We start from the raw sequence: 13874 nt of genomic DNA, 5'->3' as shown, positions 1-13874 counted from the left end.
TTAGATTTTTACTTTTACAATTAATTTGCGTATGCGGCCTTCTCCGATAAGAGGAGCGTGCGGGTCCTCGGGGAATACGACAGCGAATTCCCCCGGTTGCAAATCTACATAAAAAGTGGGTTGGTCGGTATACAAAGCACAGTCGGATGCAGCCTCATAAGCCTGTTTTTCGGCATGTAATCCTTCCAGGGCCTTCCATCCGATTCGTTCTTTGCCTTCGAGCAGGACGTGGATGTCGATATAGTCCCGGTGGACTTCCAGCACTTGTGCTTCGGCAGGGAGGCAGGCTGGAGCGACGTTGTTGATGAAAAGACGGTCACCGTCCAGTTCAATCCGTCCGCATGCCTCGTGCAGGAGGTCGTGCGACTTGATGTAGTCAAAGGCTTTTTTGAAAGCGGGATGGAGCGGTTCAATCCGCTCGCTGTGTTTCAGGTTAGAGATAATCATATTGAAAAAAGATGCCGGTTATTGATTGGATTTTGGATGTAAGAAATACAATTGTGCAAAGAGGGCCAGGGCTACGATAGCTGCCAGTACGGCAAATCCCATTCCCAGATTTCCTCCGTCGCTCCATCTGCCCATCAGGTGGGTGATGAATGCACCTGCGAATACTCCTGTCATGTTCATTACACCATAAGCAGTGGCTTTCTGTCGCGGAGAAACAAACTGGCAGAGGATGGGCATGTTGTTTGCGTCGAACATTCCATAGCCTACTCCGAACAGCAGTCCGGCACCGACTACGGTTATCAGGTTGCTGCTCATACCCAGCAGCAGCAGGGAAGGAATCGTCATTCCGAGTCCGATGGCCCCGGTGTAAATGCGCCCTTTGATGTTCTTCTGTACCCATCTGTCGGACAGCATGCCGCCTATTACGACTCCTACGAAGGCCGAAACGGCAATGGTGATGGTAGATATCGGACCGGCCATTGACATGGGCATGTTCAGGTTCTCAGAGAAGAGGGTGGGGAGCCAGTTCTTGGTGGCCCATCCGGGGAGGCTGGAAACCGCAAAGTAGAAAAGAATCACCCAGAAGGCCGTGTTGGTAATCAGAGATTTGAGACTCGTGATGACTTTCTCGTTTTCATTGCATACGGTTCTTTCTTCTTCGATTACAGCTTTCTTTTCCTTCAGACAGAGAATCAGCAGACAGGCATAGGCGATACCGATGATGCCGAACCAGTGGAAAGTGGTCTGCCACGTAAAGGAGGCCGCTACGGTGGCTCCAAATCCGCCGATGGCCTGTCCGGTGTACAGACCGGTCATGTGGATACCTACGGCCAGGGAACGTGTCTTTTCGGAGTGATAATCGGCAATCAGAGACAGGCCGGCAGGAATATACAGGGCTTCACTGACTCCCATGAGTGCGCGCAGCCAGAAAATCTGACTGAAAGAAGAGGCTTCTCCCATGAGAAACGTTACGGAAGACCATACGAACAAGCTTCCGACGATCAGCCATTTCCGGTTCATACGGTCGGCGACGATTCCGGAAACAGGACTCATCAAACCATATATCCAGAGGAATACTGCCATCAGATGTCCGAAGTTGACAGCCGACTGTAAGGCGGTTATGTCCACTTGCATGGCCTCTTTCATTGTGCTGAGCATTTGTCTGTCCATGTAATTGAGCAAGGCTACCCCCCAGAGCAGGGCCACGACAAACCATGGATATAGTTTAGAAGTTTTCATGTAGAATATGCGGTATTAGATAAGGATTAATAGGTTGGGATGCTTGCCGGAATTATTCTCCGGCAAGTATCTCGTTACATAATGTATAGGCTTTGATCATCATTCTAGGAATGTGGAACGGACCTTTGAACAGGTTGCCTTTGGCGGGCTGTGCAAGACTTCCGTCGCGGTGCAGGTATCCGTACCACTCTCCGTACTCGTGGTCGGGGAAGTGTGCATAGGTCCATTCGCTGACCATCCGGTGCTGCTTGAGGTATTTCTCGTCTCCGGTCAGCTTGTAGGCATACAGGTTGGCAATGATGGCTTCCGTTTGTGGCCACCAGAACTTCATGTCCTGTGAATAGTCCTGAGGCGGGAAGTGCTTGCAGTCCCTGAAGTTGATGATGCCTCCGTACTCTTTGTCCCATCCCCATTCCCAGGACCAGTCGAGAATGGTCAGTGCGGTGTCGATGATGCTTTGGTCCATCTGGCGGTCGCGCGCCACATCGAACAGGAACCAGGCTGTTTCGATACAGTGTCCGGGGTTGATGAGGCGTCCGTTCAGCGTATCCAGAAACTCACCTTTCAGTCCGACCGTTTCGAGCAGTGCCTGGAATTCCTCGTGCATGAAGTAATTCCGCAGGGCGAAAAGCGACTCGTCAATCTGCTTGTCCAGTTCAGGGTCGCTGATGACCTGCCGGATACAGGTAGCCACGTTGATCATGATCATGGTGATGGAGTGTCCCTGGGCCTGCAAGGTCGGCAGGTACTTGGGCTCCAGGATTCCCGGAGTACTCAGGAAACGGCGCATCTCCTTGAAGAGTGCCAGTGCCTTTTCTGCATACGACTTGTCGCCGCTTGCCAGTGCATATTCGGCCATGGCAATGGCTGCAAAACTTTCGCTGAACACGTATCTTCTTTTGCGGAGAGGCACTCCCTGTGCCGTCGTTTCAAAAAACATTCTTCCGTCGGTATCAAAGCAATGCGCTTCGATGAAGTCGAGGGTGGATTTGGCTGCATCCAGCCACTCCTGGTTCCGGGCAATGTGGTTGTATGCATGGCTGCAGATATAGGCGAATCTTCCCTGAAACCAGACCGATTTTGTCGGGTCCATGAGATTGCCTTCCCGGTCGATGCAGGTATATACACCTCCGTTTACGGTATCGAGTCCGTGCGTCAGCCAGAACGGGAGGATATTGGTCTGCAGGTCGGTCTTGTATGATTCGGCCCAATAGCCTAAATAACTTTTCTTATCCATCATAGCTTACAACTGATTACAACGTTCAAAGAAGTGGATGCTTTCAAGTTCGGCCTTCATCCGGCTCTCCTCTTCGTCGGTCATGTTCTGGAACGGCGTACGGTTCTTGCCCAGATCCAGTCCGATGAGCTTCATGATGCGCTTTCCTCCTACGATGTTTCCGCGGTAATGGCAGATTACGTTGATGACTTCCTGTGAGAAATTCTGCAGTTCTCTGGCCTTCTTCAGGTCGCCTGCCTTCCAGGCATCCAGAATGCCTACCAGGTTCACGCCGTTGTAATTGGTCGTACCACCGATACCTCCTTGTGCACCTCCCATTGCCAGTGACGGCAGAAGGGTTTCGTCCTGTCCGTGCAGCATATCGAATTTTCCATTCTTGTACAGGCGGCACTGGTTGTATTCATAAATGCTTTCATACGTATATTTAATACCGGCAAAGTTCGGAATGCGTCCGTCCACACTTTCCAGCAGGGCAGTCATCGGCAGGTATGCACCGTTGAAAGCCGGAATGTGGTAATAATAGAAAGGCAGTTCCGGAGCACCGGCAGCGATTTCCTCGCAGTATTTCACCAGTTCTTCAATCCGTCCGATTTTCGGGAAAGGAGGAGCCATGGCGCCGATTCCCCATGCACCGATACTCTGTGCATGTTCGGCAAGCATTTTACTGGATTTCACGCAGCAGCTGCCCACATGGACAATCACTTTAAAGTCTTTTGGAGATACTTCCATCCAGCGTTCGGCCAGTTTCATCCGTTCTTCGTCTGTCAGCATGTATCCTTCTCCTGAAGAACCGTTGATGAAGACACCTTTCAGGCCGTTTTTGACCAACATGTTTGCATAAGCCTCAATGGGGGCATAGTTTACTTCTCCATTCTTGTCGAATGGGGTAAACGGGGCGTTGATAAGTCCAGTAATTTTTTCCATAATAAATTGAATGAGTGATTAGTTCAGGCAAAAATAATTAATTTATAAATATAAGGCAATTTATAAGGGTTAATTTATTAATATTTTTATTTAATAAATACACTTCATAAAGAATGTTTATTAAGCAGATTGGATAAAGGAAGGCAGATGATGTCATTGCACCGTATTCCCGGTTTGGTTTCTCCACATATCATATACAGGCTGTTACGGTAGCTGACCAGTACGCCTCCTGCTTTGGCCATTCCTTTTACCTGCGGAATGATTTCCCATGTTTGTTTGTCAAGATGGTACACCAGTACGTCGTCATTGAACCGATACCAGTCTACTGGCTTTTTCAAATAATCCTTGGGGGCTTTCCCGTCGAGGGCATTTTTGAAAATACGGGAATTGACTCCGCCGGTCAGAATCAGCTGCTGGTTCCAGTATACTCCACTTCCTCCTGCCAGGCAACGGGGTATCTGACCGGAATCCGATGGGAGTGAAGTCAGTACCTCCCATTTATCCTGTGTAAGGTGATAGCATAAAATATCGTATGACAACTGACTTTCCGCACCGGAGCGTGCCGGCTGGTATCCCCCAGTCAGAAAAAGACGGTCCTTTCCGTTTCCGAGTACAATGCTCTGTAATCTTGACGGTCCCGGATAGGCAGCCCGTTTCTCCCATTGTGCTGATTCTTTTTCTAAATCAATGGTATAGAGATGGTTCCCTCCCGTTTCCTGGTCGCCTCCGGTTACGTACAACTGCTTTCCGATGGCTGTGCCCGAGAGATGTGCCATCCGCTCCGGAAGGTCGGGCAGACGGAAGAGGTGAAGCTGGCAGGAATCCGGATCAAATACCAGCTGATAAGCCGTTTTCAGTTTGCCGTTCCTGTTCTCTCCTCCGATGAAATACAGGTTGTCACCTTCGCTCAGCGTGGCTCCGTAGGCCACCGGCTCTGGAAGTTGCCCTATTCTTTTCCATCCCCCCTGCGGGTCGTTGAGGTTCAGTCCGTAAACTTCCTGGTAATACTGCTTGACTCCTCCTTCGGCAGCAGGACAGTCGGGGAAGTTACATCCTCCTCCCACTATCAGCCAATGTCCGGCAGTTCCAGCAAAAGGAGCCGATACTCCTTGGTTGACCGGCAAGGGAGGCACTCCGTTACCGGCAGAGAGTTTAATAAGGGAAAGCAGGATGCAACCGATAAATAAGGAAAATCTTAAGGTTAGTGTCTTCATAAATCACATTTTTCTTGTAAAGTTAAGGATATAATTTAAAAAGAAAACAAAAAAGGATTTTTTCACAGTCGTATTTTGTGGAGATTTGTCTCAGTTAGTTGACAATCTTTAGGATATCCCTCTGTTCCACGTGAAAATTTTTTAAATTATTGCCTTAATATTAGACTATTTTTAATTAAGTTTGCATAGAATCAATAAAATAACGAAAATGGAAATAAAACTGTTTCATGATATAGAGCGGGGAGTGAAAAGTGCATTGACGAAAAAGAGGATTGTCAATTATTATATGTACAATCATTTTTCTACGATTCCGGACTTGGCGAAGGAACTGGACCTGAGTGTCCCTACGGTCACTAAGTTTGTGACGGAGATGTGTGATGAAGGGTACATCATTACGCATGGAAAGATGGAGACCAGTGAAGGCAGACCTCCCACTCTATACGGCCTTAATCCGGAAGCAGGGTATTTTATCGGAGTAGACATCAAGAAATTCGGACTCTCTATGGGAGTGATGAACTTTGTGGGCGAACTGATGGAGAATCCGGTGTCGGTGAACTGCTCGCTGCCTAATTCTCCCGAAGGGCTGAATTTGTTTTGTGAACATGTGAGCCGGTTTATTTCCAGTGTTTCGGTCGACAAGAACAAAATCGTCAATATCGGCGTCAACATATCCGGCCGGGTGAATCCGGAATCCGGATACAGTTTCAGTCTGTTTAATTTTGAGGAGCGTCCGCTGGCTGAGATCCTTTCCGAACGGCTGGGATTCCCGGTGAGCATCGACAATGATACAAGGGCCATGACCTACGGAGAGATGATGGAGGGAGTGGTCAAAGGAGAGAAGAACTTTATCTTTATCAACCTGAACTGGGGACTGGGAGCCGGAATCATCATCGACGGGAAGATGTATCTGGGCAAATCCGGGTTCTCGGGAGAACTGGGACATTTCAATGTCTTTGACAACGAGATTATCTGTCACTGCGGAAAGAGGGGTTGTCTCGAGACCGAAGTTTCGGGAGCTGCGTTTCACCGTATTCTGATAGAGAACGTAAAGGAAGGAAAACGTTCCATCCTCTCGGAACAGATTCTGAAAGACGAGAAGTCCCTGACGCTGGAAGATATTGTGGCGGCTACCAACAAGGAGGATTTGCTGTGCATTGAAATCCTGGAAGAGATTGCCCAGAAACTGGGAAGGTATCTGGCCGGTGTCATCAACCTGCTGAATCCGGAGATGGTGATCATCGGAGGGGTTCTGGCACAGACCGGAGACTACCTGCTGCAGCCGGTGCGCAGCGCCGTCAGAAAGTATTCTCTGAATATGGTCAACAAGGATTCGGTGATTGTTTTGTCGAAATTACTGGACAAGGCCGGGGTAGTCGGAGCATGTATGCTGGCGAGATATAATAAATTTGAGCGCTGATAATTTTATTTTGACTATCTTTGCGTCGGAATACGAAAAAACGAAAACAAATCATATTATCACTTATGGAATACAATTTCAGAGAGATTGAAAAAAAATGGCAGCAGAAATGGGCGGATAATAAGACCTATAAAGTTGCAGAGGATGAATCCAAGAAGAAATTCTATGTGCTGAACATGTTCCCTTATCCATCGGGAGCGGGCTTGCATGTGGGTCATCCGCTGGGATACATTGCCAGCGATATTTATGCCCGTTACAAGCGTCTGCAGGGCTTCAATGTGTTGAACCCGATGGGATACGATGCGTACGGCCTGCCGGCAGAGCAGTATGCCATTCAGACCGGACAGCATCCGGCAGTGACTACAGCGGCCAACATCAGCCGTTACCGTGAGCAGCTGGATAAAATCGGCTTCAGCTTCGACTGGGACCGTGAAGTCCGTACTTGTGAACCGGGTTATTATCACTGGACACAGTGGGCTTTCCAGAAGATGTTCGGCAGTTTCTATTGCAACGCTTGTCAGAAAGCAATGCCTATCAGCGAACTGATCGCGCATTTTGAAGAAAAGGGTACGGAAGGTCTGGATGCGGCTTGCAGTGAGGAACTCGTATTTACTGCCGAAGAATGGAAGGCAAAGAGCGAGAAGGAACAGCAGGAAATCCTGATGAACTACCGTATTGCTTACCTGGGTGAGACCATGGTAAACTGGTGTCCTGCACTGGGTACGGTACTGGCCAACGATGAGGTAGTCGACGGAGTTTCTGAACGTGGGGGTCATCCGGTGGTTCAGAAGAAGATGCGTCAGTGGTGTCTGCGTGTGTCTGCCTATGCACAGCGTCTGCTCGACGGTTTGGAAACCGTAGACTGGACCGACTCTCTGAAAGAGACTCAGCGTAACTGGATCGGTCGTTCTGAGGGTACTGAAGTCCGCTTCAAGGTGAAAGACAGCGACCTGGAATTCACTATCTTTACTACCCGTGCCGATACCATGTTCGGAGTAACCTTCATGGTGCTGGCTCCGGAAAGCGAACTGGTGGCTCAGCTGACTACCGACGCACAGCGTGCAGAGGTAGAGGCTTACCTGGAACGTACGAAGAAGCGTACCGAGCGTGAACGTATTGCCGACCGCCGTGTGACCGGTGTATTCAGTGGTTCGTATGCCGTAAATCCGTTTACCGGTGAGGCTGTACCTGTATGGATCAGCGACTATGTATTGGCCGGTTACGGTACAGGAGCCATCATGGCAGTGCCTGCACACGACAGCCGTGACTATGCTTTTGCCAAACATTTCGGTCTGCCGATCATACCGCTGGTAGAAGGCTGTGACGTAAGTGAAGAAAGCTTTGATGCAAAAGAAGGTATTGTATGCAATTCTCCGAAGGCTGGAGTGACTCCGTACTGCGACCTGAATCTGAACGGCCTGACCATCAAGGAAGCGATTGCTGCTACCAAGAAATACGTGAAGGAACATCAGTTGGGACGTGTAAAGGTGAACTACCGTCTGCGTGATGCCATCTTCTCCCGTCAGCGTTACTGGGGCGAGCCGTTCCCGGTATATTACAAGGACGGTATGCTGTATATGATCGACGAGAGCAAATTGCCTCTGGAATTGCCGGAAGTCGACAAGTTCCTGCCTACCGAAAGCGGTGAGCCTCCATTGGGACACGCTACCCGCTGGGCCTGGGATGTGGAAAAGGGCGAAGTGGTAGAAAACTCCAAGATTGACAACGTGACCGTATTCCCGCTCGAACTGAATACGATGCCGGGATTTGCCGGTTCAAGTGCGTACTACCTGCGTTATATGGATCCTCACAATACTGAGGCACTGGTATCGGAAAAGGCCGATCATTACTGGCAGAATGTAGACCTGTATGTCGGAGGTACGGAACATGCTACCGGACACTTGATTTATTCTCGTTTCTGGAACAAGTTCCTGTTCGACCTGGGTGTCAGCGTGAAGGAAGAACCGTTCCAGAAGCTGGTCAACCAGGGTATGATTCAGGGACGAAGCAACTTCGTATACCGTATCAAGGATACCAATACGTTCGTGTCGCTGGGCTTGAAGGACCAGTACGAAGTGACTCCGCTGCACGTGGATGTGAACATCGTATCCAACGATATCCTCGATGTGGAGGCATTCAAGAACTGGCGTCCGGAATATCATACGGCAGAGTTCATTCTGGAAGACGGCAAATACGTCTGCGGATGGGCTGTCGAGAAGATGAGTAAGTCTATGTACAACGTGGTCAACCCGGATATGATTGTGGAGAAATACGGTGCCGATACCTTGCGTATGTACGAGATGTTCCTCGGCCCTGTAGAGCAGTCAAAACCTTGGGATACCAACGGTATCGACGGTGTACACCGCTTCCTGAAGAAACTGTGGAGCCTGTTCTACGACCGTCAGAACAACTTCCTGCCGGTAGAGGGTGAGGCGACTAAGGAAGAACTGAAGTCCATTCATAAACTGATCAAGAAGGTGTCTGCGGATATCGAGGCCTTCTCTTACAATACTTCCATCAGTGCGTTCATGATCTGTGTCAATGAACTGACTGCTCTGAAATGCCGCAACAAGGCTGTGCTGAGCGACCTGGTGGTACTGATTGCACCGTTTGCTCCTCACCTGGCCGAAGAGTTGTGGGAGGTATTGGGACACACCACTTCGGTTTGTGACGCTCAATGGCCGCTGTGCAACGAAGAATACCTGAAGGAAGATACCGTGAAATATACGATTTCTTTCAACGGTAAGGCTCGCTTTACGATGGAATTCCCGGCCGATGCCGACAACGATACCATCCAGCAGGCGGTAATGAACGAAGAGCAGTCGCAGAAATGGATTGAAGGAAAGACTCCGAAGAAGGTCATCATCGTTCCGAAGAAGATTGTCAATATTGTGCTTTAATCCAATGAACGACTGAAACATGGAAGCAGTGTTGAAAAAGAAGTTGGGCAGGGAGTCGAAAGACTACCTTGCCATTACTTTCGGGCTAATCGTATATTCACTGGCATGGGTATTGTTCATGCTTCCATATCAGATAACCACGGGTGGGGTAACCGGTATTGCCGCGATTATCTATTATGCGACAGGGGTGGAAATACAGATTTCCTATTTTGTGATCAATGCCATTTTTCTGGGATTCGCATTGAAGATATTGGGGCCTCGTTTCAGTATAAAGACCATTTATGCCATCTTTATGCTGACGTTCCTGCTTTGGTTTTTTCAGATGCTGTTTAAGGATGACCAGGGAAATTTGCCGCAACTGCTGGGTCCGGGACAGGACTTTATGGCGTGTGTCATAGGGGCCGGAATGCTGGGACTGGGCATTGGGGTGGTATTCTGTAACAACGGAAGTACCGGAGGTACGGATATCATTGCCTGGATTATCAACAAGTATAAGGATGTCTCGCTGGGCAGGATGATGATGTACTGTGATATCGTCATCATTTCTTCCTGTTATTTTATCTTCCATGACTGGCGGAGGGTGTTGTTCGGCTTTTGTGTCTTGTTTGTCATGAGTATCGTGATAGACTATGTCATCAACAGCACGCGTCAGTCGGTACAGTTCCTGATTTTCTCCAAGAAATACGAGGAGATAGCCGAAGGCATAGCGACGAAGATTGACCGTGGCGTGACCTTGCTCGACGGACAGGGATGGTACAGCAAGAAAGAGATAAAAGTGGTGGTCGTACTGGCCAAGAAGCGGGAATCGCTGGATATTTTCCGGCTGATTAAAGACATCGATCCGGATGCTTTCATTTCGCAGAGCAATGTGGTGGGAGTGTACGGCGAAGGATTTGATAAACTGAAGGTGAAATAAAGAAGAAGGGCGGAAGTTCAGGCTTTTCTGCTCCTCCGATGGAATAAAGTAAGTCGATTACTGTAAAAAGTAGTCGACTTATTTTATTTTTGTAACCGTATGTAATTAACCGAAGACATAATCCGATTTTACATTTTATGAAGAAGCAAACAGTTGGGAGGTTTATCTTGATGAGCGTATTGACAACGATTTCATGGGCCCTGCAGCCCTTGTATGCCGGTAACGGAACCGGTTCGCTTGCATTGGACAAGTGGCAGTTCTCACAGTACGGAACGGAAGAATGGCTGGATGCGACGGTGCCGGGAACGGTGCATCAGGACCTGATGGCACACGACAGGTTGCCCGATCCTTTTTACGGGATGAATGAACAGAAAATACAGTGGGTGGAGAAGGAGGACTGGCTGTACCGTACCTCTTTTGTCCTTTCGCAGGAGCAGCTGGACAGTGATGACGTTACCCTGGTGTTCGAGGGCTTGGATACCTATGCCGATGTGTATCTGAACGGCGCTCTGGTCCTCAAGGCCGACAATATGTTTGTCGGATACCGGATTCCGGTGAAGCCGGTACTGCGGTCGGGCGAAAACCGTCTGGTGGTACGTTTCCGCTCACCCATCCGTGAAACGATGCCTCAGTGGGCGAGCAACGGGTTTGACTATCCTGCCGACAATGACCATTATCCGCAGAAGCTGAGCGTGTTCAGTCGGAAGGCTCCTTATTCCTACGGCTGGGACTGGGGTATCCGGATGGTGACCTGCGGCATTTGGCGCCCTGTGCGACTGGAGTTTGCGGAGGGGGCTTCGCTCGAAGATTTCTTTGTCTGTCAGAAAGCCCTGTCTTCGGAACTGGCCAAGGTTGAAAACCAGCTGGAAGTCAGAAATGTATCAGGAAAAGACCTGCAGGCCGAAGTGAAGGTCACCTATCGCTGCGGCAGTCAGTCGGGAGAGACTGCCCGGACAGTGGTACTGACACCCGGAAACAACTGCCTGACGCTTCCGATGGACATCCGTCAGCCCCGGTTGTGGATGCCGAACGGCTGGGGAGAGCCTGTACGCTATGAGTTCCGTGCCACTGTATCAGTGGGCGGTCGTGTAGTCGCTGCCAGACAGCATCGGATCGGGTTACGTACCGTGCGCCTGGTGAGAGAGAAAGATGAGGCCGGAATGAGTTTCTATTTTGAAGTAAACGGCATACCGATGTTTGCCAAGGGAGCGAATGTGATTCCTTCGGATGCCTTGCTGCCACGGGTAACGTCCGAGCGGTATGCCCGCCTGCTGGAGGACGTGCAGCGGTCGAACATGAACCTCCTCCGGGTATGGGGTGGAGGCATTTACGAAGACGACCGGTTTTATGAGGAGGCCGACAAGCGGGGCATTCTCATCTGGCAGGATCTGGTCTTTGCATGCACCACTTATCCGCACGATCCGGCATTCATGAAGCGGGTGGCCGAGGAAGTGGAATACAATGCACGGCGCCTGCGGAATCATCCTTCTCTGGCCTTGTGGTGCGGTAATAATGAGATTTACGAAGGCATCCGTTATTGGGGATGGCGGTCCAAATATACTCCGGAAATATATGGCGAAATGGAAGTTGGTTACGATACCTTGTTCCGCAAGCGGCTTCCGGAACTGATTGCGCGTTTCGACCCGGGACGGGATTACCTGGAGGGTTCTCCTTATGAGGCCAACTGGGGCAGACCGGAGAGCTGGGGGACGGGCGACAGTCACAACTGGGGTACCTGGTACGGAAAGAAGCCTTTTGAGAGTTTGGATACGGAAATCCCGCGCTTTATGAGTGAGTTCGGTTTTCAGGCATTCCCGGAGATGAAGACCCTGCGGACCTTTGCGGCTCCCGAAGATTACGACCTGGAGTCTCCGGTGATGAACGCGCATCAGAAGAGTACCATCGGTAATGCACTGATCCGGCAGACAATGGAGCGTTACTACCGGGTGCCGGAGCAGTTTGACGACCTGGTGTATGTGGGACTGGTCTTGCAGGGATGGGGCATGCGTCACGGAGTGGAGGCGCACCGGAGGAACCGTCCGTACTGCATGGGGTCGCTTCCCTGGCAGCTGAACGACAGTTGGCCGGTGGTTTCCTGGTCGTCCATTGATTATTACGGCAACTGGAAGGCGATGCAGTATCAGTTGCAGCGGGCCTTTGCGCCGGTGGTGCTGGATGCCCGGAAGGAAGACGGTAAATTCCGCTGTTATGTGTTGTCCGACTGCCTGTCACCGGAGGAGGTGGAACTGCAGCTGGAGCTGGCGGATTTCAGCGGGAAGGTGTACCGGCGCTGGCAGCAGGAGGGTACGTTGCCTGTAAATGCGTCTGCGCTCTTCTATGAGGGCGACTGGAATGCGGTGTTTGAAGGATGTGACCCGGCTGCGTCTTTTGTCCGTCTGACGCTGAAAAAACGGAATGGGGAAGCCTGCGTGGCTACACGGTTTTTCTATCCCGTATATCCCAAGGACCAGCATCTGCCGGCTACTGAGATCAGTGCTGAGGCCCGGAAAATCGACGACTGCAACTGGGAGATTGAACTATCTGCTTCCCAGTTGGCCCGGGACGTATTCATCGAGATTCCCGTGCAGGGGGCCCGTTTCTCGGACAACTTTTTCGACCTTCTTCCCGGGGAGACCCGAAAGATTACGGTCACGCTTCCTGAAGCGGCTCCGGCAGGAAAACTCGACATGCGGATCAGGCACCTGGGACAGACAGCCGGATAAATGCCGCGGAGGGCTCTTGTCCTTGTCTGTATATCTTCCTATCTTTGCCTCTGAATTATCAATCATGAGCGTATTATGAGAAAACTGGTTTTTGCGACGAACAATGCCCATAAGCTCGAGGAAATCCGGGCGATATTGGGTGAAAAAGTGGAAATTCTGAGTCTGAAGGACATCCACTGTGATACAGACATTCCGGAAACAGCCGATACGTTGGAGGGAAATGCGGCCCTGAAGGCTGAATTTATCTATAAGCACTACGGTCTGGACTGTTTTGCCGATGATACCGGTCTCGAAGTGGAGGCCCTGGGAGGGGCTCCGGGTGTCTATTCGGCACGTTATGCCGGCGGCGAGGGACATGACTCGGAGGCCAATATGAAGAAACTCCTGAAGGAACTCTCGGGAGAGACCAACCGGAAAGCGCAATTCCGGACCGCTATCTGCCTGATTGAGGGTGGAGAGGAACACTTGTTCGAAGGAGTGGTAAAAGGCGAAATTATCGAAGAAAAACGTGGAAATTCAGGGTTTGGATACGATCCTGTATTTGTACCCGAAGGTTTCAGTCAGACATTTGCGGAACTGGGAGCGGAGATAAAGAATCAGATCAGCCACCGGGCCCGTGCGGTACAGTGCCTGTGCGAGTATCTCAGCCGTAAGTAAGCGGGAACGGGGGAAACTGTCTGCAGGAAGGTAGCCGGAGGTTGGTGGAGGCTGCGGAAGTTTCAATACGATGCAGGGACACTCAGTAAATAGTATAAAATTAGCCAACTAATTCATACACAATGTATTGCGAATTAGTTGGCTTTTTTGTATCTTTAGATATTCCCCCGAAAATAAGGTTTGGCAGCCAAAACGGGGGA

At 50.2% G+C, this 13874-nt stretch carries 10 protein-coding genes; 5 read left to right on the top strand and 5 right to left on the bottom strand.

The features are described from left to right. The 5 genes from H3001_RS14170 to H3001_RS14150 all read right to left on the bottom strand — a co-directional run bounded on the left by H3001_RS14170 (position 1) and on the right by H3001_RS14150 (position 5061). Positions 1-447: a YhcH/YjgK/YiaL family protein gene (locus H3001_RS14170; protein WP_178244439.1), complete on the bottom strand. Its 447-nt coding sequence runs from the start codon at positions 445-447 to the stop codon at positions 1-3. 18 nt (positions 448-465) lie between these two features. After that, positions 466-1686, bottom strand: a complete 1221-nt coding sequence (locus H3001_RS14165; RefSeq protein ID WP_181215270.1) for an MFS transporter — start codon at positions 1684-1686, stop codon at positions 466-468. 52 nt (positions 1687-1738) lie between these two features. Further along, positions 1739-2923, bottom strand: a complete 1185-nt coding sequence (locus tag H3001_RS14160) for an AGE family epimerase/isomerase (protein WP_181215275.1) — start codon at positions 2921-2923, stop codon at positions 1739-1741. Between the two features lie 6 nt (positions 2924-2929). Beyond that, positions 2930-3847: a dihydrodipicolinate synthase family protein gene (locus H3001_RS14155; protein ID WP_181215269.1), complete on the bottom strand. Its 918-nt coding sequence runs from the start codon at positions 3845-3847 to the stop codon at positions 2930-2932. A gap of 104 nt (positions 3848-3951) precedes the next feature. After that, positions 3952-5061, bottom strand: coding sequence for a cyclically-permuted mutarotase family protein (locus H3001_RS14150; RefSeq protein ID WP_178244442.1), 1110 nt, complete (start codon positions 5059-5061; stop codon positions 3952-3954). Between the two features lie 208 nt (positions 5062-5269). On the opposite strand from H3001_RS14150, the gene H3001_RS14145 reads away from it, so the two are divergent. The 5 genes from H3001_RS14145 to H3001_RS14125 all read left to right on the top strand — a co-directional run bounded on the left by H3001_RS14145 (position 5270) and on the right by H3001_RS14125 (position 13674). Then, positions 5270-6478 carry an ROK family transcriptional regulator gene (locus H3001_RS14145; RefSeq protein WP_178244443.1) on the top strand — a complete coding sequence of 403 codons (1209 nt, stop codon included), beginning with the start codon at positions 5270-5272 and terminating at the stop codon, positions 6476-6478. A gap of 65 nt (positions 6479-6543) precedes the next feature. Next, on the top strand, positions 6544-9378 hold the full coding sequence (gene leuS, locus H3001_RS14140) for a leucine--tRNA ligase (RefSeq protein ID WP_181215268.1): 2835 nt from the start codon (positions 6544-6546) through the stop codon (positions 9376-9378). A gap of 19 nt (positions 9379-9397) precedes the next feature. After that, positions 9398-10294 (top strand): YitT family protein, encoded by an 897-nt coding sequence (locus H3001_RS14135; RefSeq protein WP_178244445.1) that lies wholly within the window; start codon positions 9398-9400, stop codon positions 10292-10294. Between the two features lie 137 nt (positions 10295-10431). Beyond that, positions 10432-13017: a beta-mannosidase gene (locus tag H3001_RS14130; RefSeq protein ID WP_394367814.1), complete on the top strand. Its 2586-nt coding sequence runs from the start codon at positions 10432-10434 to the stop codon at positions 13015-13017. Positions 13018-13089: 72 nt separating this feature from the next. Next, positions 13090-13674, top strand: coding sequence for a non-canonical purine NTP diphosphatase (locus H3001_RS14125; protein ID WP_178244487.1), 585 nt, complete (start codon positions 13090-13092; stop codon positions 13672-13674). Positions 13675-13874: the final 200 nt, after the last annotated feature.

The sequence above is a fragment of the Phocaeicola faecicola genome (assembly GCF_013618865.1).
Classification (GTDB): domain Bacteria; phylum Bacteroidota; class Bacteroidia; order Bacteroidales; family Bacteroidaceae; genus Phocaeicola; species Phocaeicola faecicola.
Note: the sequence above shows the minus strand (reverse complement) of the source record. Positions and strands in the feature narration are given on the sequence as shown.

Bases quoted from the DNA above. Each gene is read 5' to 3' on its own strand.
- H3001_RS14170 (WP_178244439.1), bottom strand. From the start codon at position 447: ATGATTATCTCTAACCTGAAACACAGCGAGCGGATTGAACCGCTCCAT.
- H3001_RS14165 (WP_181215270.1), bottom strand. From the start codon at position 1,686: ATGAAAACTTCTAAACTATATCCATGGTTTGTCGTGGCCCTGCTCTGG.
- H3001_RS14160 (WP_181215275.1), bottom strand. From the start codon at position 2,923: ATGGATAAGAAAAGTTATTTAGGCTATTGGGCCGAATCATACAAGACC.
- H3001_RS14155 (WP_181215269.1), bottom strand. From the start codon at position 3,847: ATGGAAAAAATTACTGGACTTATCAACGCCCCGTTTACCCCATTCGAC.
- H3001_RS14150 (WP_178244442.1), bottom strand. From the start codon at position 5,061: ATGAAGACACTAACCTTAAGATTTTCCTTATTTATCGGTTGCATCCTG.
- H3001_RS14145 (WP_178244443.1), top strand. From the start codon at position 5,270: ATGGAAATAAAACTGTTTCATGATATAGAGCGGGGAGTGAAAAGTGCA.
- leuS (WP_181215268.1), top strand. From the start codon at position 6,544: ATGGAATACAATTTCAGAGAGATTGAAAAAAAATGGCAGCAGAAATGG.
- H3001_RS14135 (WP_178244445.1), top strand. From the start codon at position 9,398: ATGGAAGCAGTGTTGAAAAAGAAGTTGGGCAGGGAGTCGAAAGACTAC.
- H3001_RS14130 (WP_394367814.1), top strand. From the start codon at position 10,432: ATGAAGAAGCAAACAGTTGGGAGGTTTATCTTGATGAGCGTATTGACA.